This window comes from Stenotrophomonas sp. NPDC077420 (genome assembly GCF_044543385.1).
Classification (GTDB): Bacteria; Pseudomonadota; Gammaproteobacteria; order Xanthomonadales; family Xanthomonadaceae; genus Stenotrophomonas.
Map to the genome: position 1 here is coordinate 1 of NZ_JBITVZ010000006.1, position 19,665 is coordinate 19,665.

Below are 19,665 nucleotides of genomic sequence, written 5' to 3' on the forward strand. Positions count from 1 at the left end.
TTGTTCATCCGGGCTCTTTGGGCGTGGACAGGTGTGGTAACCACCATTTTCCAAAGATGTCCCGGATGAACAACCTACTGAGAGATCACAACTAATCAGTCGGCTCTACCGGTCGGCTCTACCGCCGCGCCAACAACACCAGCACCGCCCCGGTCCCGCCTTGCCCGGCCGGCGCCGAATGAAACGCCAGCACGTCATTGCGCTGGCGCAGCAGCCGGTCCACCAGGTTCTTCAGCACCGGCGCCCCTCCATCCGACTGCAGTCCCTTGCCATGGATGATGCGCACGCACCCATGCTCATGCGCGTGCGCCTCCAGCAGGAACTGCCGCAGCAGCGTCTCGGCCTGCGCCGCGGTGGCCCCGTGCAGGTCCAGCTCGTCCTGCACCGAATACTGGCCGCGCTTGAGCCGCTGGAACATCCGCGCCGGCAGGGTGTCGCGCCGGTAGCTGGCGGTGTCGCCAGCTTCCAGCGGGCTGCTGTCGCGCAGCAGCCGGGCGAACTCCCCGCGCGCGGCGTCCTCGTCCTGTTCGGCCATCCGTGCGCGCGGCTTCGGCCGCGGCGTCGCGGGCGGTGCCGCGACCGGCTTGCGCAGCGGGGTGACCTCGCCGATGGCGGCACGGAACAGCGCCGCCGGATCTTCGTCTTCAGGATGTGACATGCGTACAGCCTAATGCCCGGAATCGGCCCTGCCTACCTCCGCGCGGGGTAGGCCGATCTGCCCGCTTGCGGCACAATAGCTGACGCACTTGCGCGGTCGGTGATCCCGGAACGGGTGAAGGCCGGCCCCGCCAACGCTGGAAAGTGATGGAAATGAAGTCTTGAACAATCAAGCGGTTAAAACCTCGATGCGGATCCTGGTCAGCAACGACGACGGTGTCGATGCCCCCGGCATCAGGATGCTCGCCTCGGTGCTGCGCGACGCCGGCCACGACGTGATGGTGGTCGCCCCCGACCGCGACCGCTCCGGGGCCAGCAACTCGCTGACCCTGGACCTGCCGGTACGGGTCAAGCGGATCGACCACTACACCTGCTCGGTGGCCGGCACGCCAACCGACTGCGTCCACCTGGCCCTGACCGGCATGCTCGAGTACGAGCCGGACATCGTGGTGTCCGGGATCAACAACGCGGCCAACCTGGGGGATGACGTCATCTACTCCGGCACCGTGTCGGCGGCGATGGAAGGGCGATTCCTCGGATTGCCCGCCGTGGCGATGTCGCTGGTCACGCACAACCACGACCCGCGCAACTTCGACACCGCCGCGCGTGCCGCGGTGGAAATCGTCACCCGGCTCAAGGCCGATCCGCTGCCCGCCGACACCATCCTCAACGTCAACGTGCCCGACCTGCCGTGGTCGGAGGTGCGTGGCTTCGAGGTCACCCGCCTGGGCAACCGCCACCGTGCCGAAGGCTGCATCGCCCAGCGCGACCCGCGCGGCAATGAAGTGTTCTGGATCGGCCCGGCCGGTCGCGAACAGGACTCCGGCCCGGGCACGGATTTCCACGCGGTGCGCAACGGCTACATCTCGATCACCCCGATCCAGGTCGACCTGACCCGCTACCAGGCGCTGGAGAAGGTCGCCAGCTGGGTAGGCGGGCTGACCGCCGCGCTGGATCGCCCCGCATGAGCCAGCGCCTGCGCCTGCAGCCCGAAGCGGTTGGCATCGGCATGACCTCGCAACGCGTGCGCGACCGCCTGGTCGAACGCCTGCGCGAAAGCGGCATCGTCGACGAAGACACGCTCAACGCGATCCGCGTGGTCCCGCGGCATCTGTTCATCGACGAGGCCCTGGCGTCGCGTGCCTATGAGGACACCGCGCTGCCGATCGGCCACGGCCAGACCATTTCCCAGCCGTGGGTGGTGGCGCGGATGACCGAGGCGGTGCTGCAGTCGGCACCGAAGAAGGTGCTCGAAGTAGGCACCGGCTCGGGCTACCAGGCCGCCGTGCTGGGGGCGCTGGGGCTGGAGGTGTACACCGTCGAACGCATTGGCGACCTGCTGCGGCAGGCGCGCAAGCGCTTCCGCGCGCTGGGCATGAACATCCGCAGCAAGCATGACGACGGCCGTGTCGGCTGGGCCGAACACGGCCCGTTCGATGCCGTGGTCGTCACCGCGGCCGCGCCGGCGCTGGTGGACGCGCTGGTCGAGCAGCTCGCTGTCGGCGGGCGCCTGGTGGCGCCGGTGGGTGGGGCAGGGGCGCAATCGTTGATCCAGTTGACCCGTCGCGAAGACGGCAGCGTAGAGCAGCAGGTACTGGCGCCGGTCACGTTCGTGCCGCTGCTGTCTGGCATGCTGGACTGATTACAAGGAGCATGGCGTCATGAAGATCTTCGGTCCGCTGTACGAGCGGGCAATGAAATGGGCCGCGCACGAGCGCGCTCCCACCTATTTGACGGTGCTGAGCTTCATCGAGGCGATCATCTTCCCGGTGATGCCCGAGGTGATGCTCGCGCCGATGTGCGTGGCCCAGCCCAAGCGCGGCTGGTGGTTCGCCACGCTCAGCCTGGCCGGCTCGATGGCCGGCGCGCTGGTCGGCTATGCACTCGGCCACTACGCCTTCGAAGCAGTCAAGCCGCTGTTCGCCGCCATGGGCATGCTGAACAGCATCGAAGGGGGCATCGCCATCGTGCAGGCCAAGATGGCCGAGTCGCCGTGGGCGGTGTTCACCTTCCTGGTGCTGGGCGGCTTCATGCCGATCCCGATGAAGGTCTTCACATGGGCGTCGGGTATCGTCGGCGTACCGCTGCCGCAGTACTTCCTCAGCATGCTGATCGGTCGTGGCAAGCGTGTCTACGTGCTGGCCGCGGTGATCCGCATTGGCGGCGCACGTGCCGAGGCGGCGCTGCGGCGTTGGATTGAACCGCTGGGCTGGATCGCCACTGTACTGGTGGTGGGTCTGGTGGCCTGGCTTGTCTGGAGGTCGAAGTTCGCATGAGTGTTGATCGTATGAGCGGGGCCGCGCGGCTGACCGCGCTGCTGCTGGTGGTGTCCACCCTGAGTGCCTGCGGCACCGCCACGGTGGTCAAGCCGTCCGGCGGGCGCACCGCGCACACGACGCCGCAGACCTCGGTGGCCAAGCCCGGCCAGACCGCGGTGGTGCGCCGGGGCGACACCCTCTACGCGCTGGCACGCATCCACAACATCACCCCGCGCGACCTGGCCGCGTGGAACGGGCTGAGCGAGCCGTACACCATCTACCCCGGGCAGTCCCTGCGCCTGTATCCGGGTGGCAGCCCGGGCCGGGCACCGACCACGGTGGTCACCGCGCCGCGTCCGGGCACGTCGACCCCGGCGCCCGCACCGACCCCGTCGCCGACCACCGCCATCAAAAGCAACATCAACTGGCGCTGGCCGGCCGATGGCGCGCTGGTCGGGCGCTTCGTCGGCGCCGACGTCACCAAGCAGGGCGTGGATATCGCCGGCAGCAGCGGCCAGCCGGTGCGCGCGACCGCCGCTGGCGTGGTCGTGTATTCGGGCGCAGGCCTGGTCGGTTTCGGCGAGCTGATCATCATCAAGCACAACGACCAGTGGCTGTCGGCCTATGGCCACAACCGCAAGCGGCTGGTCAACGAAGGCCAGAGCGTGAAGGCCGGCGAGCAGATCGCCGAAATGGGCCGCACCGGCACCACCCGCGACATGCTGCACTTCGAGATCCGCTACAACGGCAAGCCGGTCGATCCATTGTTGTACCTGCCCCCGAAGTGATCGCGCAGCCACGCAGGGCGTGGCGCTACGGGGCAGAACCCCAACGAAAAAGGCTGCCTACGGCAGCCTTTCCTGAATGGAATCAACCGATTTCAGCCCGGCAGGAGGATCGCCGCAGCCACGTTGCGGCCTTCGCCGGCCAGCAGGTTGAAGGTGCGTGCGGCCGCCGGGTTGTCCATCACTTCGATGCCGATGCCAAGGGTCAGGCAGGCCGCCATGACGGCGGCGGGCGGAAACTGCTGGGTCCTGCCGGTACCGAGGATCACCAGCTCCGGCTTCAGCGCCAGCACCGGTGCCAGGTGCTCGGCGGTCATGTCCCGGACCGCGGCCGGCGCCGTCCAGGTATCCAGCAGCGACTGCGGGGTCAGCGCGAAGCTCTGGACCAGCGTCCGCGGCGCGCCGTTTTCGCGGTCCTCGAGGAGGACCGAACTGTCGCCCACCGCGCGGAACGCATAGGCGAAATCCGGGATTTCGTGGTTCAGCTGCATCGTCGGCTCAGCCGCGCGGAAGCACGATCTGGCGCTGTTCACGGCTCGGGCGATACAGCACGGCGACATGGCCGATGCGCTGCACCAGCGCGCTTTCGGTCGCCTGCACCAGTTCGGCGATCATCGCCTCGCGGGCCTCACGGTCCTCGGCGCCCACCTTGATCTTGACCAGCTCGTGGCGCTCCAGCACCTCGTTCAGCTCGGCCAGGAAGGCCGGCGTGACCCCCTTGCCGCCGATCTGCAGCAGGGCTTTCAGATCATGGGCATGGCCGCGGAGGAAGCGGGTCTGGGCGGAGGTGAGGACAATAGACATTCAGGAACAAGCGGTTAACTGGGGCGATCAGGGTATCATGGCCACCCCGTCCGGCCCTATCCCCAATGGTTTCCCGCAGCAAGAGCAGCCAACGCTGGTTGAAAGAACACTTCGCCGACCCCTTCGTGAAGAAGGCCCAGGCCGAGGGCATGCGCTCGCGCGCGGCCTACAAGCTGGAGGAGCTGCTCCAGCGCGACCGGCTGCTCAAGCCGCACATGGTGGTGGTTGACCTGGGCGCCGCCCCGGGCGGCTGGTCGCAGCAGGTCCGGCGCCAGATCGGCGACACCGGCCGGGTGCTGGCGCTGGACATCCTGGAGATGCCGCCGCTGGCCGGGGTGGAGTTCCTTCACGGCGACTTCAGGGAGCAGGCCGTCCTATCAGCATTCGAAGCCATGCTGGGCGACCAGCCGGTAGACCTTGTGCTCTCGGATATGGCCCCCAATAAGAGTGGAGTGGATGCGGTGGACCAGCCGCGGATGATGCACCTGGCCGAGCTGGCGATGGAGTTTGCCGACGCCCATCTCAAGCCGGGTGGCGCGTTCCTGATCAAGCTGTTCCAGGGCGTGGGCTTTGATGACTACGTGCGCGAGATGCGCCGCCGGTTCGACAAGGTCGTGATCCGCAAGCCTGAAGCGTCCCGGAAGCGCTCGCCCGAGGTGTATGCCCTGGGGCAGGGCAAACGCGCCCAGATCAAGTAAGCTCAACCATACCAATAGCGTCAGGCATTAGAGGAACACCGGAGCCAATGAGGATGAACGACTTGACCAAGAACCTCCTGCTATGGGTGGTCGTCGCCGTGGTGCTCATGGTGGTCTTCCAGAGCTTCTCGCCGAAGACCAGCGGTGCCGGCGCCCAGGGTGCGACCTATTCGCAGTTCCTGGACCAGGTGGACAGCGGCAACGTGCAGAAGGTCACCTTCAGCGGCGACCTGCGCAGCGGCACCAACCAGCTCACCTACACCACCCGCAGTGGCCAGTCGGCCACCATCAACGCACCGCTGGATCGTGACCTGATCAACGTGCTGCGGGGCAAGAACGTGGAAATCGTCCAGGAAGAGCCGTCCAGCGGCATCTCGCTGGGCGCGATCCTGATGAATTTCCTTCCGGTGATCCTGATCATCGGCTTCTGGCTGTTCATCATGCGCCAGATGCAGGGCGGTGGCGGCGGGGCCAAGGGCGCCATGTCCTTCGGCAAGTCGCGCGCCAAGCTGCAGGGCGAAGACCAGATCAAGGTCACCTTCGCCGACGTTGCCGGCTGCGACGAAGCCAAGGAAGAAGTCGGCGAACTGGTCGACTTCCTGCGCGACCCGACCAAGTTCACCAAGCTGGGCGGCAAGATCCCGCGCGGCGTGCTGATGGTCGGTCCGCCGGGTACCGGCAAGACCCTGCTGGCCCGCGCCATCGCCGGCGAAGCCAAGGTCCCGTTCTTCTCGATCTCCGGTTCGGACTTCGTGGAAATGTTCGTCGGCGTCGGCGCCAGCCGCGTCCGCGACATGTTCGAGCAGGCCAAGAAGCAGGCGCCGTGCATCATCTTCATCGACGAAATCGACGCCGTCGGCCGCCATCGTGGCGCCGGCCTGGGCGGTGGCCATGACGAGCGCGAGCAGACCCTGAACCAGCTGCTGGTGGAAATGGACGGCTTCGAGGGGGGCGAGGGCGTGATCGTGATCGCCGCCACCAACCGTCCCGACGTGCTCGACCCGGCGCTGCTGCGCCCGGGCCGCTTCGACCGCCAGGTGGTGGTCGGCCTGGCCGACGTCAAGGGTCGCGAGCAGATCCTCAAGGTGCACATGCGCAAGCTGCCGCTCGCCGACGATGTCGAGCCGATGGTGATCGCGCGCGGCACCCCGGGCTTCTCCGGTGCCGACCTGGCCAACCTGTGCAACGAGGCGGCGCTGTTCGCCGCCCGTGGCAACGAGAAGGAAGTGCGCATGGAACACTTCGACCGCGCCCGCGACAAGATCCTGATGGGGGCCGAGCGCCGTTCGATGGCCATGAGCGAGGAAGAGAAGACGCTCACCGCCTACCACGAGGCCGGCCATGCCATCGTCGGTCGCCTGGTGCCCGAGCACGACCCGGTCTACAAGGTCACCATCATCCCGCGCGGCCGCGCGCTGGGCGTGACCATGTACCTGCCGGAAGGCGACAAGTACTCGATGAACCGGGTGGCGATCGAATCGCAGCTGTGCTCGCTGTACGGCGGCCGCGTGGCGGAGGAACTGATCTTCGGTGCCGACAAGGTCACCACCGGTGCCTCCAACGACATCGAGCGCGCCACCAAGATGGCCCGCAACATGGTCACCAAGTGGGGCCTGTCCGACGAGCTCGGCCCGATCGCCTATGGCGAAGAGGACGATGAGGTGTTCCTGGGCCGTTCGGTGACCCAGCACAAGAGCGTCTCCGACGACACCGCGCGCCGCATCGACGAAGTGGTTCGCAGCATCCTGGACAAGGCCTACGCCCGGACCACCGAGCTGATGAAGGCGAACATGGACAAGCTGCACACCATGTCGCAGCTGCTGCTGCAGTATGAAACCATCGACGCACCGCAGATCGACGCGATCATGGAAGGTCGCGATCCGCCGCCGCCGATGGGCTGGGGCAAGTCCAACAAGGACGGCGGCAACAACAACGACAAGGGCGGCGACGCCCGTCCGCTGCCGCCGATCGCCGGGCCTGCCGAGCAGATCTGACCCTGCACGCGTGATGGACGAAGGCCGGGGCAACCCGGCCTTCGTCGTTTCCGGCGGCTGCGTTCCGGGCGACAATGGCGGTCCTGCCCGACCGTTTTTCCGGAGTTGCCATGTCCACGCCACCGCCCCCGGTTTCGCATACCACCGAAATGGTGATCGCCACGGTGGTGGGTGCCGCGGTAGGCCTGTTCAGCGAAAACTACCTGCTGGGTGGCATCGTCGGGATCGCGCTCGGCGTCGCCCTGAGCGTGGGCAAGACCCTCTACCTGGACCGCAAGCGCCGCCGGCGCTGAGGTCTTGCGCCGGTGCCCGGCAATGGGCACGATGCGCGGGCGCGGTTGCATGAGGCGGCCGCCGGATCATCCAGGGGAATTACCATGCGTCATTCGATGCGCGCGGCCGCCGCCGCGCTGCTGTGCTGTGCCACGCCCGCCATGGCGGCCACCATCCACGTGCAGGACCCGATTCCGTTCTCGGAAGCGTCCTACATCGCCGACAACATCAAGGCCGAGTGCCCGATGGGCGCGCAGCTGGCCACCGCGCTCGGTGCCAACGCCGGCAAGTTCGGCAACACCATCGCCTTCGATGCGTCCGCCGACCAGGGGCGCGTGCTGAAACTCGAGATTGTCGAAGCGCAGAGCGCCGGCAATGCCTTCACCGGCCACATGAAGTCGGCGACGGTACGCGGTGCGCTGTTCGACAACGGCCAGAAGATCGCCAGCGTCACGGCACGCCGGATGTCGCGGGGTGGGGCCATGGGGGGCTTCAAGGGGTCCTGCGACGTGCTCGAGCGCGTGGTGACGGCCATCGGTGGCGACCTGGCCGAATGGCTGGGCAACCCGGTCGACAACGCCAAGCTCGGCGACCTCTGACGGCAGCCCCGGTACGCCAGCGTAAACTACGCGCTGGCGTACTTCGTGGATGGCCCCATGTTCGACACTTCTCCCCAGCTTGACTGTGCCGGCCGCGTGCTGCGGCTGGACCGCCCGCGCGTGATGGGCATCGTCAACGTCACCCCGGATTCTTTTTCCGACGGTGGCGCGCACGACACGGTCGACGCGGCGGTCGCACATGGGCTGCAGCTGGTGGCCGAAGGCGCCGACCTGCTCGATATCGGCGGCGAGTCGACCCGCCCGGGCAGTGCGCCGGTGCCGCTGGATGAAGAGCTGCGCCGGGTGATCCCGGTCATCGAGCAGCTGGCCCGGCAGACTGCCGTGCCGATCAGCATCGACACCTTCAAGCCGGAGGTGATGCGTGCGGCGGTCGCCGCCGGCGCGGGGATGATCAACGACATCCATGCCCTGCGCCAGGAAGGCGCGCTGGCCGCCGCTGCCGAGCTGGGCGTGCCGGTGGTGCTGATGCACATGCAGGGCGAGCCGGGCAGCATGCAGGACACCCCGCAGTACGATGACGTCGTCGCCGAGGTCCATCGTTTCCTGGCCGACCGGATGTTGTCGGCGGAAATGGCCGGCATCGCGAAGAAGAACATCGTCATCGACCTGGGCTTCGGCTTCGGCAAGACCACCGACCACAACATGATCCTGCTGGCGCGCTCGGCCCGGTTCCTGGAGCTGGGCGTGCCGATGCTGGCCGGACTGTCGCGCAAGCGCAGCATCGGTGAGCTGACCGGGCGCGCGGTGCCGCGCGAGCGTGTCGCCGGCTCGGTGGCCGCCCACCTGCTCGCTGCGCAGCGTGGCGCGATGATCCTGCGCGTGCATGACGTGGCCGCCACCGTGGATGCGCTGAAGGTATGGGCCGCGGTGGACGCGGTGCCGATGCCGCGCGTGGACGCGGCCCCGGCGATGCCACGCTGGCCGGACGAGGACTGATGGGCGCCGACCAGCGACCGCTCGCGATCGCGGTGATGGGCCCGACCGCGTCGGGCAAGACTGCCACGGCCATCGCCCTGGCCCGGCAGCTGGGCGGCGAGATCGTCAGCGTGGACTCGGCGCTGGTGTACCGGGGCCTGGAGATCGGCTCGGCCAAACCCGACGCCAGCGAGCGTGCGCAGGCACCGCACCACCTGCTGGACCTGCGCGACCCGTGGCAGACCTATTCAGCGGCGGAGTTCGCCGCCGATGCCGCGCGCGCGGTAGCCGATATCGTCGCCAGGGGACGCATGCCGATCCTTGCCGGTGGCACCGGCCTCTATTTCCGCGCGCTGCTGCAGGGACTGTCGCCGATGCCGCCGGCCGACCCCGCGCTGCGGGCCCGGATCAGTGCAGAAGCGGCCGCACTGGGCTGGCCTGCGCTGCACGCGCAACTGGCCGCGGTCGATCCGGTGGCGGCCGCGCGCATCCATGCCACCGATCCGCAGCGCATCCAGCGCGCGCTCGAGGTCTACCGGCTGACCGGCCAGCCGATCAGCGACTGGCAGAAACAGCCCGGCGTGGACCGGTTGCCGGTCCGCTGCCTGAAGCTGGTGCTGGCCCCGCGCGAGCGCAGCGTGCTGCACCAGCGCATCGAAACCCGTTTCGACCGCATGCTCGAACAGGGGTTCCTGGACGAGGTACGGGCGCTGCGCGCATTGCCGCAGATGGCCAGCGTGGCCGCGCCGCTGGACCTGCCGGCGGTGCGGGCGGTCGGCTACCGGCAGGCCTGGGAGTTCCTGGACGGGCAGGGCAGTGCCGCCACGTTCCGCGAGCGCGGCATTTACGCCACCCGGCAGCTGGCCAAGCGTCAGCTCACCTGGCTGCGAGGCGAGCTTGATGCGCGCTGGTTCGACCCCCATATCGACGGTACCTCCCTGGCCGACGCCGTGGCGGCCTTTGTGGCCCGTTGAGCCACAGCGTGTTGGCCCCGGCCCGTGTACCATCGGGGGTTCCGGTGGCGGGGGCCGTGGCGACTGCCGGAAGACCATAAAAACAATAATGAGGAGTGTGCAATGTCCAAGGGGCAATCGCTGCAGGATCCGTTTCTGAATGCACTCCGGCGCGAGCGCGTGCCGGTGTCGGTGTATCTGGTGAACGGCATCAAGTTGCAGGGAACGATCGAATCGTTCGACCAGTTCGTTGTGCTGCTGCGTAATACGGTCAGCCAGATGGTGTACAAGCACGCCATTTCGACCGTGGTGCCGGCACGCAACGTAAAGGTGGGCCCCGGTGGTGGCTATGTGCAGTCCAGTGACGGTGGCGCCGACGGCGCCCAGGAAGAAGATGACGTTGAATGAAGTAAGCAACAACGGAGGCGCGCGTGTTTGATCGTTCGAAGCGAGGCGAACACGCGCTGCTGATCCAGCCCCACGCAGGCCGGCTGGAAGAGGACGTGCTGGAAGAGTTCACCGACCTGGCCCGCTCGGCCGGGGCCAGCATCGCCGCCACCCTGACCGCGCGCATCGACCGGCCCAATCCGTCGGTGCTGATCGGGTCGGGCAAGCTGGACGAGATCAAGGCGGCCGCCGAGGCCACCGGTGCCGACCTGGTGCTGGTCAACCATGCGTTGTCGCCGTCGCAGGAACGCAACCTGGAGCGCTTCCTTGAGCGCCGGGTGATCGACCGCACCGGCCTGATCCTGGACATCTTCGCCCAGCGCGCGCACAGCCATGAAGGCAAGCTGCAGGTCGAGCTGGCCCAGCTGCGCCACATGTCCACGCGGTTGATCCGCGGCTGGACCCATCTGGAGCGCCAGCGCGGCGGGTCGATCGGCCTGCGCGGCCCCGGTGAAACCCAGCTGGAAACCGACCGCCGCCTGCTCCAGAAGCGGGTCGAGCAGCTGCAGAAGCGGCTGGAAAAGGTGGAAGTGCAGCGTACCCAGATGCGCCGTGCCCGCGTGCGCAGCGAGCTGCCGCGCGTGGCCCTGGTCGGCTATACCAACGCCGGCAAATCGACCCTGTTCAATGCCTTGACCGGGGCCGAGGCCTACGCGGCCGACAAGCTGTTCGCCACCCTGGACCCGACGGTGCGCCGTATCGCGGTGCCGGGCGGCAACGTGGTGCTGGCCGACACGGTGGGCTTCGTCCGCGACCTGCCACACGAGCTGGTGGCTGCGTTCCGGGCGACCCTGAGCGAAGCGCGCGAGGCCGATTTCCTGCTGCATGTCGTCGACGCGGCCGATCCGCATCGCGAAGAGCGCATCGCCCAGGTCGACGACGTGCTCAACGAGGTCGGCGCCGGCGAGCTGCCGCAGCTGCTGGTGTTCAACAAGATCGACCGCATCGAGGGCAGCGAGGTCCGCCACGATGGCCAGGACGGCATCCCCGATAGCGCCCGTCGCGAACGCGTGTGGATGTCGGCCCGCGATGGCCTGGGCCTGGACCTGCTGCAGTCGGTGCTGGGCAAGCGCCTGGGCCTGCAGCACGTCACCGGCGACCTGCGCCTGCCGCCGACCGCCGGTCGCCTGCGCTCGCGCCTGCACCAGCTGGAAGTGGTGCGTGGCGAGCAGAGCGACGAGGATGGCTGGCTGCTGCAGGTGGAGATTCCGATCGCCGAAGCGGAGAAACTGGCCGCAGCCGATGACGGCGCACCGATCCGCGCCCTGCTGCCGGAAAAACTGCCCGAATGGTGAAGGCGTCCCAAGGACACGCATGGCGTGTCCCTACGCCAAGCGACCAAGGATCGTAGTGACACGCCATGCGTGTCAACGCCATGCCCCTGCGCACGCACACCGCCATGCGTGTCAACGCCATGATCCTGCCCACGCATGATCCCACCCACGTGACAGCGCACGCCCAACCGGGTTAAAACGCCAGCATGACCGTACCCACCGACCCCCACCTGTCCGATCTCGCCCGCGCGGTCGGCCAGCGCCTGCAGCAGGCCTCGCTGCAGCTGGTCACCGCCGAGAGCTGCAGCGGCGGCTGGATCGCCAAGGCGATGACCGACATCGCCGGCTCGTCGGCGTTCTTCGACTGCGGCATGGTGGTGTACAGCTACGAAGCCAAGCAGCGCCTGCTCGGCGTGCGCGCGCAGACCCTGGAGCAGTTCGGTGCGGTCAGCCGCGAAACCGTGCTGGAAATGGTCTCCGGCGCCCTGGTCAATTCCGGCGCCGGCATGGCCGTGGCGGTCACCGGCATCGCCGGCCCCGGGGGAGGCAGCGCGGACAAGCCGGTGGGCAGCGTCTGGATCGGCTGGAAGCAGCGCGGCGGCTACGCCCGCGCACAGCTGTTCCAGTTCGAGGGCGACCGCGACGCGATCCGCCGCCAGACCGTCCTGCAGGCCCTGACAGGAATTTTCCCGGCGCTGTGACATCCTGAGCCGGTTGCTCGAACGAGGGTGTGCCGATGTGGGAAACGCTGGGAACCGTCCGTGACCTCGGGCGCCTGCAGGAAATCGCCTCGGTCCTGATCCGCTACGGCTTCGGCGACCTGGTGCGCCGCATCGGCCTGGCCGACGTGCTCGAGCGTGCCGGCCGGCTGCTGCACTGGAACGACACCCAGCACATGTTGCGGATGACCGCACCGGTGCGGGTGCGGCGGGCGATGGAAGATCTGGGTCCCACCTTCGTCAAGCTCGGGCAGGTGCTGGCCACCCGCGTCGACCTGTTCCCGCCGGACTGGATCGCCGAATTCTCCGAACTGCAGAACGCGGTGCCGGCACTGCCCTATGCACAGGTGCGCGAGCAGCTCGACGCCGACCTCGGTGCGCCGGCCAGCGAGGTGTTCGCCTGGCTGGATGAAACCCCGATGGCGGCCGCATCGCTGGCCCAGGCGCACCGTGCGACCCTGCACGATGGCAGCGCGGTGGTGTTGAAGATCCGGCGCCCCGGGATCCGCGAGGTGATCGAAGCCGACCTGCGGCTGCTGGCGCGGCTGGCCGAGATCGTCGAGGCGCGGCTGCCGGACCTGCAGCGTTACCGCCCGGCCGAGGTGGTGCAGCAGTTCCAGGTGTCGCTGCGGCGCGAACTGGATTTCGCTGCCGAATGCCGCAATGCCGAGCGCATCGCGCGCAACTTCGCCGGTCGCGCCGACATCCTGATTCCCCGGGTGCACTGGCAGTGGACCAGCGAGAGCCTGAACGTGCAGGATTTCGTCAACGGCATTGCCGGTCGCGACCTGGCCGGCGTCGACGCTGCGGGACTGGACCGGGTGCGGCTGGCCCGCACCGGCGCCCGCATCGTGCTGAAGATGGTGCTGGAGGACGGGTGTTTCCACGCCGACCCGCACCCGGGCAACATCATCTACCTGCGTGACGGCCGCATCGGCGTGATCGACTTCGGCATGGTGGGGGCGATCTCCGAGCAGCGCCGGTTCCAGGTCGCGCAGCTGCTGCATGGCCTGGTGGCACAGGAGCCGGAAGCGGTAACCGACGTGCTGCTGGACTGGTCCGGCGGCATCGACGTGGACGAGTCGCGACTGCAGCAGGACATCAGCAGCTTCGTCGACCAGTACCGCGGGGTACCGCTGAAGGACCTGCACATGGGGCTGATGCTCGGCAACATCACCCAGATCCTGCGTCAGTACGGGCTCACCCTGCCGGCCGACCTGGCCCTGATGATCAAGACCTTCCTGACCCTGGAAGGGATGGGCCGACAGCTCGACCCGCAGTTCGACATGGCCACCGCCGCGCGCCCGTTCCTGGAGCGGGTGATGTGGCAGCGCTTCGCGCCGTCGGCGCTGCTCAAGCGGGGCAAGCGCAGCGTGGCCGGCCTGCTGGACCTGGCCGGCGACCTGCCGCGCGATGTCCGTCGGCTGGTGCAGATGGCGCGCCGCGGGCGGCTGCAGCTGAAAGTGGAAACCACCGCGCTGCAGGGCTTCGGCGAGCAGGTCAACCGCGCCGCGAACCGGCTGGTGGTCGGGGTGATCACCGCCGCGCTGATCATCGGTTCGTCGATCGTGATGCACAGCGTGGGCGGGCTTTCCAGCCGCTGGCTGCTGGCGCTGGGCGTGGCCGGGTTCGTGGGAGCGGGGATGTGCGGGGTGTGGATCGTGTTTTCGATCTGGCGGTCGGGGCGGTAGCGCCGACCGTTGGTCGGCTGCTCTTCGGACGGCGTCATGCCACCTGACCGGCGGCTTCGGCACCTCTAAACGTTGGACGGATGGCCGGAAGAGGGCCGGGTGCGGCTTCGGACGACTGGGCCGCGCTGCGCGCGGTCGCCGACTGACAGTCGGCGCTACGAATTGCTACGGGCCTTCGTTGGGATCGGGATGGGGGTTCTGCTTCGCTCTTTTTTTCCGGAGCCTTGAAAGTTTCAGGCGTTAGTAGTATTACTACTAACCATGGACCTTACCGACACCCAGCAGGCGATCCTGCAGTTGATCGCCGAGCGTATCGAGACCGACGGCGCGCCGCCGTCGCAGACGGAAATCGCCCGTGCGTTCGGCTTCAAGGGCGTCCGGGCCGCGCAGTACCACCTGGAAGCGCTGGAACAGGCCGGGGCGATCCGTCGCATTCCGGGCCAGGCGCGTGGTATCCGGCTGGTCCAGGCGCCGCCGCTGCAGGATGGCCTGCCGGCCTCGCTGGCAGTGCCTGCGCTGCCGGACCACGTGCTGCGCCTGCCGGTGCTGGGTCGGGTCGCGGCCGGCCTGCCGATCGGGGCGGACATCGGCTCGGACGATTTCGTGGTGCTGGACCGGGTGTTCTTCTCGCCCGCGCCGGATTACCTGCTCAAGGTCCAGGGTGACTCGATGATCGACGAAGGCATCTTCGACGGCGACCTGATCGGTGTCCACCGCACCCGTGATGCCCGCTCCGGGCAGATCGTGGTGGCCCGTATCGACGATGAGATCACCGTCAAGCTCCTGAAGATGGGCAAGGACCGGATCCGGCTGCTGCCGCGCAACCCCGATTACCAGCCCATCGAAGTGCTGCCCGACCAGGACTTCGCCATCGAAGGGCTCTATTGCGGCCTGCTGCGGCCCAATCGCTGATTCCTTCAACGTCTGACATGCACGGTCTTTTGTGGCGATTCTCTGGTTCTGCTGAGGTTGGTACGGATGTCCGATAATTTTTTTCCGAATGCCGGGCAGAATCTCAGCCCGTGCGATACGCCAACTTTAAAGTGACCCCGTGGCCAAGAAGACCTCCAAAGACACCCCCTCCAACGACATGACCTCTGCAAGGACCAATCCGATGGACGAGAACAAAAAGCGCGCCCTCACCGCCGCCCTGAGCCAGATCGAAAAGCAGTTCGGCAAGGGGTCGGTCATGCGCATGGGCGACCGTGTCATCGAGGCCGTCGAGGCCATCCCGACCGGTTCGCTGATGCTCGACATCGCGCTCGGCATCGGTGGCCTGCCGAAGGGCCGTGTCGTGGAAATCTACGGTCCGGAGTCCTCGGGCAAGACCACCCTGACCCTGCAGGCGATCGCCGAATGCCAGAAGAAGGGCGGCACCGCCGCCTTCATCGACGCCGAGCACGCGCTGGACCCGATCTATGCCGCCAAGCTGGGCGTGAACGTGGACGACCTGCTGCTGTCCCAGCCGGATACCGGTGAGCAGGCGCTGGAAATCGCCGACATGCTGGTCCGTTCCGGTTCGGTGGACATCGTGGTGGTCGACTCGGTCGCCGCACTGACGCCGAAGGCCGAAATCGAAGGCGAAATGGGCGACCAGCTGCCGGGCCTGCAGGCCCGCCTGATGAGCCAGGCGCTGCGCAAGCTGACCGGCAACATCAAGCGCTCCAACACCCTGGTGGTGTTCATCAACCAGCTGCGCATGAAGATCGGCGTGATGATGCCGGGCCAGAGCCCGGAAGTGACCACCGGCGGCAACGCGCTGAAGTTCTACGCCTCGGTCCGCCTGGACATCCGCCGCATCGGCGCGATCAAGAAGGGCGACGAGATCATCGGCAACCAGACCAAGATCAAGGTCGTCAAGAACAAGCTGGCGCCGCCGTTCAAGCAGGTCATCACCGAAATCCTGTACGGCGAAGGCATCAGCCGCGAAGGCGAACTGATCGACATGGGCGTGGAAGCCAAGCTGGTCGAGAAGGCCGGCGCCTGGTACAGCTACGGCGAAGAACGCATCGGCCAGGGCAAGGACAACGCCCGTGGTTACCTGCGCGACAACCCGCAGGTGGCCCAGCGCCTGGAAGCCGAGCTGCGCGAGAAGTTCCAGCCGGCTGAAGCCGCCCGTGAGAGCGGCGACGACAGCGACGACGGCGACGACGAGTAAGTTTCCTGCGGGGCAGGGCAGCGCCGTCAGTGACGCTTGCCCTGTCCCGGGGGTTCAACATTCCCCCGACGGGGGGAGCGCCACGGACGGCGCATTTCATCGAGGTGCCCCATGCACGACCCAGACGCCCCGGCACCCGGCCGCAAGCGCCGCGTCCGTGAACAGACCCCGGTCCAACGCGCGCTTGGCCTGCTGGTACGCCGCGAGCATTCGCGCAAGGAACTCACCCGCAAGCTCACCGCCCGCGGGATCGACACCGACGCCGCCGCCGCTGCCGTGGACAAGCTCACCGACGCTGGCTGGCAGGACGACACCCGCTTTGCCGAGAACCTGGTCCGGGTCCGCGCCAATACCGGTTACGGTCCCCTCCATATCCGTGCCGAGCTGGGCACCCACGGGCTGGACAGCGAACAGATCGTCGCCGCCATGGGCACCTTCGAGGGTGACTGGACCGAGAACGCCCGCGACCTGGTCCGCCGCCGGTTCGGCGAGGCCGGTCCGCAGGAGCTGCCGCAGCGCCGCAAGGCGGCCGATCTGCTGGCCCGGCGTGGTTTTGACGGCGACAGCATCCGCCGGGCGACGCGCTTTGACCCGGATGAATGACCGGCCGGACACGCGCCGCGTGTCCCGGTGCCCCGGGCCTGTTACCCTTTGTGGTTTCGGCGGTCCTGTAGGTGACACCCGGCCATAGGGGCCGCGTGCCAGGGGCCGACCGGCCCGCAGACAGCCAGCCCCCCATGACCGAATCCGCCAAGTTCACCACCTCCCAGATCCGCAGCGATTTCCTTGAGTTCTTCAAGGGCAAGGGCCACACCATCGTGCCGTCGGCCCCGCTGGTGCCGGGCAACGACCCGACCCTGCTGTTCACCAATTCCGGCATGGTGCAGTTCAAGGACGTGTTCCTTGGCGCCGAGAAGCGCAGCTATGTGCGCGCGGCCGACGTGCAGCGCTGCCTGCGCGCCGGCGGCAAGCACAACGACCTGGACCAGGTCGGCTACACCGCGCGCCACCACACCTTCTTTGAAATGCTGGGCAACTGGTCGTTCGGCGACTACTTCAAGAAGGACGCCATCGCCTGGGCCTGGGAACTGCTGACCCAGGTCTGGAAGCTGCCGGCCGACCGCCTGCTGGTCACCGTCTACCAGACCGATGACGAGGCCTACGCGCTGTGGCGCGACATGGTCGGCATTCCCGAAGAACGCATCGTGCGCATCGGCGACAACAAGGGCGCCCCGTTCGCGTCGGACAACTTCTGGCAGATGGCCGACACCGGTCCGTGCGGCCCGTGCACCGAGATCTTCTACGACCACGGCGCCCACATTGCCGGCGGCCCGCCGGGCTCGCCGGACGAAGACGGCGACCGCTACATCGAGATCTGGAACCTGGTGTTCATGCAGTTCGACCGCCAGCCCGATGGCACCCTGGTGCCGCTGCCGGCGCCGTGCGTGGACACCGGCATGGGCCTGGAGCGCCTGGCCGCGATCCTGCAGCACGTGCACACCAATTATGAAATCGACCTGTTCCAGGCGCTGATCCGCAAGGCCAGCGAACTGACCGGCATGGCCGACCTGGAGAACAAGTCGCTGCGCGTGATCGCCGATCACATCCGCGCCTGCTCGTTCCTGATCGTCGACGGCGTGCTGCCGTCCAACGAAGGCCGCGGCTACGTGCTGCGCCGGATCATCCGCCGCGCCCTGCGCCATGGCTGGATGCTGGGCGTGCGCCAGCCGTTCTTCAGCAAGCTGGTGCCGACCCTGGTTGAACAGATGGGCGACGCCTACGCCGAGCTGCCGGCCCAGGCCGACACCGTGGTGCGCGCGCTGCAGGCCGAAGAAGAGCGTTTCGCGCAGACCCTCGACTCGGGCATGAAGATCTTTGACGACGTCGCCGCGCAGGCAAGCAACGGGGTCATTCCGGGCGTCGATGCCTTCCGCCTGTACGACACCTACGGCTTCCCGCTCGACCTGACCCAGGACATCGCGCGTGAGCGCGACCTGACCGTGGACATCGACGGCTTCAATGCGGCGATGGAAAAGCAGCGCGACGACGGCCGCAAGGGCGGCAAGTTCGGCGGCGGCGTGACCCTGTCGGCCGAACTGGTCGCCACGCTGACGCCGACGGCCTTCCTCGGGTACGACGGCCTGCAGGCCGACGGCCTGACCGTGGTGGCCGTGCTCAAGGACGGCCGTCCGGTCGACAGTGCCCAGGCCGGTGACGAGGTCATCGTGCTCACCGACCGGACCCCGTTCTACGCCGAGTCCGGCGGCCAGGTCGGCGACACCGGCCTGCTGGTCGGCAACGGCGTGCAGGTCCAGGTCAGCGATACGCAGAAGTTCGCCGGCCAGTTCCACGGCCATGTCGGCACGCTCACCCAGGGCAGCCTGAAGGTCGGCGACGTGCTCAATGGCCAGGTCGATGGCGAGCGCCGCGGCGCCACCATCCTCAACCACTCGGCGACCCACCTGCTGCACGCCGCCCTGCGCGAAGTGCTGGGCACGCACGTGCAGCAGAAGGGCTCGCTGGTGGCGCCGGACCGCCTGCGTTTCGACTTCTCCCACTTCCAGCCGATCAGTGCCGACGAACTCGCGGTGATCGAACGCAAGGTCAACGAGCAGGTGCGCGCCAACAACGCGGCCGAAATCCACACCATGGCCATGCAGGAGGCGCTGGACTTTGGCGCGATGGCCTTGTTCGGCGAGAAGTACGGCGAGAACGTGCGCGTGCTGAAGATGGGCGACTACTCCACCGAACTGTGCGGCGGCACCCACGTGACGCGCACCGGCGATATCGGCCTGTTCAAGATCACGTCCGAAGGCGGCGTGTCCTCGGGCGTGCGCCGCATCGAGGCGGTGACCGGGCAGGGCGCGCTGGACCATGTCGCGCACGAAGAGGCACAGCTGGCCGAAGCCGCTGCACTGCTCGGCGGCAACGCCGGTGACGTGGTCGACAAGGTCCGCCAGCTCGGCGAGCGCCAGAAGAAACTCGAGCGCGAACTGGAGTCGCTGAAGGCGAAGCAGGCTGCCGGCGCGACGTCGGATCTGGGCTCCAGCGCAGTCGAGGTCAAAGGCGTCAAGATTCTTGCCGCGCGTCTGGAAGGTTTCGACGCCAAGGCGCTGCGTGAAGCGATCGACCGCCTGAAGCAGCAGCTGGGCGACGCGGTAATCGTGCTGGCCGGTGCCCAGGACGGCAAAGCCGCCCTCGTGGCCGGCGTGAACGGCAGTGCAACGGGCAAGGTCAAGGCCGGGGAACTGTTGTCCCACATCGCCAGTCAGATCGGAGGCAAGGGCGGCGGCCGCCCGGACCTCGCCCAGGGTGGTGGTGAGGACGGGCCCGCCCTTGCTTCGGCACTGGCCGCCGTCGTGGACTGGGTCACCCCCCGTATCTGAACGCCTGAGTCCTCCTGCTCCTTGATGGCTCGG

General features: G+C 67.7%; 21 protein-coding genes. 18 read left to right on the forward strand and 3 right to left on the reverse strand.

Going from position 1 to position 19,665, the window contains the following annotated elements:
- Positions 1-118: 118 nt before the first annotated feature.
- Positions 119-658 (reverse strand): Smr/MutS family protein, encoded by a 540-nt coding sequence (locus ACIGII_RS07765; protein ID WP_399636742.1) that lies wholly within the window; start codon positions 656-658, stop codon positions 119-121.
- Between the two features lie 187 nt (positions 659-845).
- Between ACIGII_RS07765 and surE the strand changes: the two genes are divergently transcribed.
- From surE to ACIGII_RS07785, 4 genes are read left to right on the forward strand one after another with little or no spacing between them, the layout of a single operon-like run.
- Complete coding sequence (gene surE, locus ACIGII_RS07770; RefSeq protein ID WP_399636749.1) at positions 846-1,625, forward strand: 5'/3'-nucleotidase SurE; 780 nt, start codon at positions 846-848, stop codon at positions 1,623-1,625.
- Positions 1,622-2,299, forward strand: a complete 678-nt coding sequence (locus ACIGII_RS07775) for a protein-L-isoaspartate(D-aspartate) O-methyltransferase (RefSeq protein WP_399636740.1) — start codon at positions 1,622-1,624, stop codon at positions 2,297-2,299. The genes surE and ACIGII_RS07775 overlap by 4 nt, the downstream gene beginning before the upstream one ends.
- Positions 2,300-2,318: 19 nt before the next feature.
- The gene (locus ACIGII_RS07780; RefSeq protein WP_399636738.1) at positions 2,319-2,933 is read left to right on the forward strand and encodes a YqaA family protein; all 615 of its coding nucleotides are present in this window, start codon (positions 2,319-2,321) and stop codon (positions 2,931-2,933) included.
- Positions 2,930-3,703 (forward strand): peptidoglycan DD-metalloendopeptidase family protein, encoded by a 774-nt coding sequence (locus ACIGII_RS07785; RefSeq protein ID WP_399636736.1) that lies wholly within the window; start codon positions 2,930-2,932, stop codon positions 3,701-3,703. The genes ACIGII_RS07780 and ACIGII_RS07785 overlap by 4 nt, the downstream gene beginning before the upstream one ends.
- A gap of 92 nt (positions 3,704-3,795) precedes the next feature.
- On the opposite strand, the gene ACIGII_RS07790 is transcribed toward ACIGII_RS07785, so the two are convergent.
- Together ACIGII_RS07790 and yhbY are read right to left on the reverse strand one after the other, a co-directional pair.
- The gene (locus tag ACIGII_RS07790) at positions 3,796-4,191 is read right to left on the reverse strand and encodes an Mth938-like domain-containing protein (protein WP_399636735.1); all 396 of its coding nucleotides are present in this window, start codon (positions 4,189-4,191) and stop codon (positions 3,796-3,798) included.
- Between the two features lie 7 nt (positions 4,192-4,198).
- Complete coding sequence (gene yhbY, locus ACIGII_RS07795) at positions 4,199-4,504, reverse strand: ribosome assembly RNA-binding protein YhbY (protein WP_399636732.1); 306 nt, start codon at positions 4,502-4,504, stop codon at positions 4,199-4,201.
- Between the two features lie 65 nt (positions 4,505-4,569).
- Here yhbY and rlmE point away from each other — a divergent pair, with 65 nt between their 5' ends.
- The 14 genes from rlmE (at position 4,570) to alaS (ending at position 19,632) form a co-directional block, all read left to right on the forward strand.
- On the forward strand, positions 4,570-5,202 hold the full coding sequence (gene rlmE / locus ACIGII_RS07800) for a 23S rRNA (uridine(2552)-2'-O)-methyltransferase RlmE (RefSeq protein ID WP_399636731.1): 633 nt from the start codon (positions 4,570-4,572) through the stop codon (positions 5,200-5,202).
- A 53-nt stretch (positions 5,203-5,255) separates the two neighbouring features.
- Positions 5,256-7,196 (forward strand): ATP-dependent zinc metalloprotease FtsH, encoded by a 1,941-nt coding sequence (gene ftsH / locus ACIGII_RS07805; protein ID WP_399636727.1) that lies wholly within the window; start codon positions 5,256-5,258, stop codon positions 7,194-7,196.
- 110 nt (positions 7,197-7,306) lie between these two features.
- Entirely contained in the window at positions 7,307-7,489 is a 183-nt protein-coding gene (locus tag ACIGII_RS07810) for a hypothetical protein (RefSeq protein WP_399636725.1), read from the forward strand.
- An 84-nt stretch (positions 7,490-7,573) separates the two neighbouring features.
- Positions 7,574-8,068, forward strand: a complete 495-nt coding sequence (locus tag ACIGII_RS07815) for a hypothetical protein (RefSeq protein ID WP_399636724.1) — start codon at positions 7,574-7,576, stop codon at positions 8,066-8,068.
- Between the two features lie 57 nt (positions 8,069-8,125).
- Entirely contained in the window at positions 8,126-9,025 is a 900-nt protein-coding gene (folP, locus tag ACIGII_RS07820) for a dihydropteroate synthase (RefSeq protein WP_399636721.1), read from the forward strand.
- Positions 9,025-9,978 (forward strand): tRNA (adenosine(37)-N6)-dimethylallyltransferase MiaA, encoded by a 954-nt coding sequence (gene miaA, locus ACIGII_RS07825; protein ID WP_399636719.1) that lies wholly within the window; start codon positions 9,025-9,027, stop codon positions 9,976-9,978. Before folP ends, miaA begins: the two co-directional genes overlap by 1 nt.
- A 102-nt stretch (positions 9,979-10,080) precedes the next feature.
- Entirely contained in the window at positions 10,081-10,365 is a 285-nt protein-coding gene (hfq, locus tag ACIGII_RS07830) for an RNA chaperone Hfq (RefSeq protein ID WP_145477999.1), read from the forward strand.
- A 23-nt stretch (positions 10,366-10,388) separates the two neighbouring features.
- Positions 10,389-11,699 (forward strand): ribosome rescue GTPase HflX, encoded by a 1,311-nt coding sequence (gene hflX / locus ACIGII_RS07835; RefSeq protein ID WP_399636714.1) that lies wholly within the window; start codon positions 10,389-10,391, stop codon positions 11,697-11,699.
- Positions 11,700-11,884: 185 nt separating this feature from the next.
- Entirely contained in the window at positions 11,885-12,379 is a 495-nt protein-coding gene (locus ACIGII_RS07840; RefSeq protein WP_399636713.1) for a CinA family protein, read from the forward strand.
- A gap of 35 nt (positions 12,380-12,414) precedes the next feature.
- Positions 12,415-14,088, forward strand: a complete 1,674-nt coding sequence (ubiB, locus tag ACIGII_RS07845) for a 2-polyprenylphenol 6-hydroxylase (protein WP_399636710.1) — start codon at positions 12,415-12,417, stop codon at positions 14,086-14,088.
- A 261-nt stretch (positions 14,089-14,349) separates the two neighbouring features.
- Positions 14,350-15,000, forward strand: coding sequence for a transcriptional repressor LexA (gene lexA, locus ACIGII_RS07850; RefSeq protein WP_399636708.1), 651 nt, complete (start codon positions 14,350-14,352; stop codon positions 14,998-15,000).
- Positions 15,001-15,202: 202 nt separating this feature from the next.
- Entirely contained in the window at positions 15,203-16,246 is a 1,044-nt protein-coding gene (gene recA / locus ACIGII_RS07855) for a recombinase RecA (protein ID WP_399636706.1), read from the forward strand.
- 111 nt (positions 16,247-16,357) lie between these two features.
- Positions 16,358-16,849, forward strand: a complete 492-nt coding sequence (recX, locus tag ACIGII_RS07860; protein WP_399636703.1) for a recombination regulator RecX — start codon at positions 16,358-16,360, stop codon at positions 16,847-16,849.
- Positions 16,850-16,983: 134 nt separating this feature from the next.
- The gene (gene alaS / locus ACIGII_RS07865; RefSeq protein WP_399636700.1) at positions 16,984-19,632 is read left to right on the forward strand and encodes an alanine--tRNA ligase; all 2,649 of its coding nucleotides are present in this window, start codon (positions 16,984-16,986) and stop codon (positions 19,630-19,632) included.
- Positions 19,633-19,665: the final 33 nt, after the last annotated feature.

What these genes read in the sequence shown, in the direction of transcription:
- ACIGII_RS07765 (WP_399636742.1), bottom strand. Translation starts at nt 658, where the DNA reads ATGTCACATCCTGAAGACGAAGATCCGGCGGCGCTGTTCCGTGCCGCC.
- surE (WP_399636749.1), top strand. Translation starts at nt 846, where the DNA reads ATGCGGATCCTGGTCAGCAACGACGACGGTGTCGATGCCCCCGGCATC.
- ACIGII_RS07775 (WP_399636740.1), top strand. Translation starts at nt 1,622, where the DNA reads ATGAGCCAGCGCCTGCGCCTGCAGCCCGAAGCGGTTGGCATCGGCATG.
- ACIGII_RS07780 (WP_399636738.1), top strand. Translation starts at nt 2,319, where the DNA reads ATGAAGATCTTCGGTCCGCTGTACGAGCGGGCAATGAAATGGGCCGCG.
- ACIGII_RS07785 (WP_399636736.1), top strand. Translation starts at nt 2,930, where the DNA reads ATGAGTGTTGATCGTATGAGCGGGGCCGCGCGGCTGACCGCGCTGCTG.
- ACIGII_RS07790 (WP_399636735.1), bottom strand. Translation starts at nt 4,191, where the DNA reads ATGCAGCTGAACCACGAAATCCCGGATTTCGCCTATGCGTTCCGCGCG.
- yhbY (WP_399636732.1), bottom strand. Translation starts at nt 4,504, where the DNA reads ATGTCTATTGTCCTCACCTCCGCCCAGACCCGCTTCCTCCGCGGCCAT.
- rlmE (WP_399636731.1), top strand. Translation starts at nt 4,570, where the DNA reads ATGGTTTCCCGCAGCAAGAGCAGCCAACGCTGGTTGAAAGAACACTTC.
- ftsH (WP_399636727.1), top strand. Translation starts at nt 5,256, where the DNA reads ATGAACGACTTGACCAAGAACCTCCTGCTATGGGTGGTCGTCGCCGTG.
- ACIGII_RS07810 (WP_399636725.1), top strand. Translation starts at nt 7,307, where the DNA reads ATGTCCACGCCACCGCCCCCGGTTTCGCATACCACCGAAATGGTGATC.
- ACIGII_RS07815 (WP_399636724.1), top strand. Translation starts at nt 7,574, where the DNA reads ATGCGTCATTCGATGCGCGCGGCCGCCGCCGCGCTGCTGTGCTGTGCC.
- folP (WP_399636721.1), top strand. Translation starts at nt 8,126, where the DNA reads ATGTTCGACACTTCTCCCCAGCTTGACTGTGCCGGCCGCGTGCTGCGG.
- miaA (WP_399636719.1), top strand. Translation starts at nt 9,025, where the DNA reads ATGGGCGCCGACCAGCGACCGCTCGCGATCGCGGTGATGGGCCCGACC.
- hfq (WP_145477999.1), top strand. Translation starts at nt 10,081, where the DNA reads ATGTCCAAGGGGCAATCGCTGCAGGATCCGTTTCTGAATGCACTCCGG.
- ACIGII_RS07840 (WP_399636713.1), top strand. Translation starts at nt 11,885, where the DNA reads ATGACCGTACCCACCGACCCCCACCTGTCCGATCTCGCCCGCGCGGTC.
- ubiB (WP_399636710.1), top strand. Translation starts at nt 12,415, where the DNA reads ATGTGGGAAACGCTGGGAACCGTCCGTGACCTCGGGCGCCTGCAGGAA.
- lexA (WP_399636708.1), top strand. Translation starts at nt 14,350, where the DNA reads ATGGACCTTACCGACACCCAGCAGGCGATCCTGCAGTTGATCGCCGAG.
- recA (WP_399636706.1), top strand. Translation starts at nt 15,203, where the DNA reads ATGGACGAGAACAAAAAGCGCGCCCTCACCGCCGCCCTGAGCCAGATC.
- recX (WP_399636703.1), top strand. Translation starts at nt 16,358, where the DNA reads ATGCACGACCCAGACGCCCCGGCACCCGGCCGCAAGCGCCGCGTCCGT.
- alaS (WP_399636700.1), top strand. Translation starts at nt 16,984, where the DNA reads ATGACCGAATCCGCCAAGTTCACCACCTCCCAGATCCGCAGCGATTTC.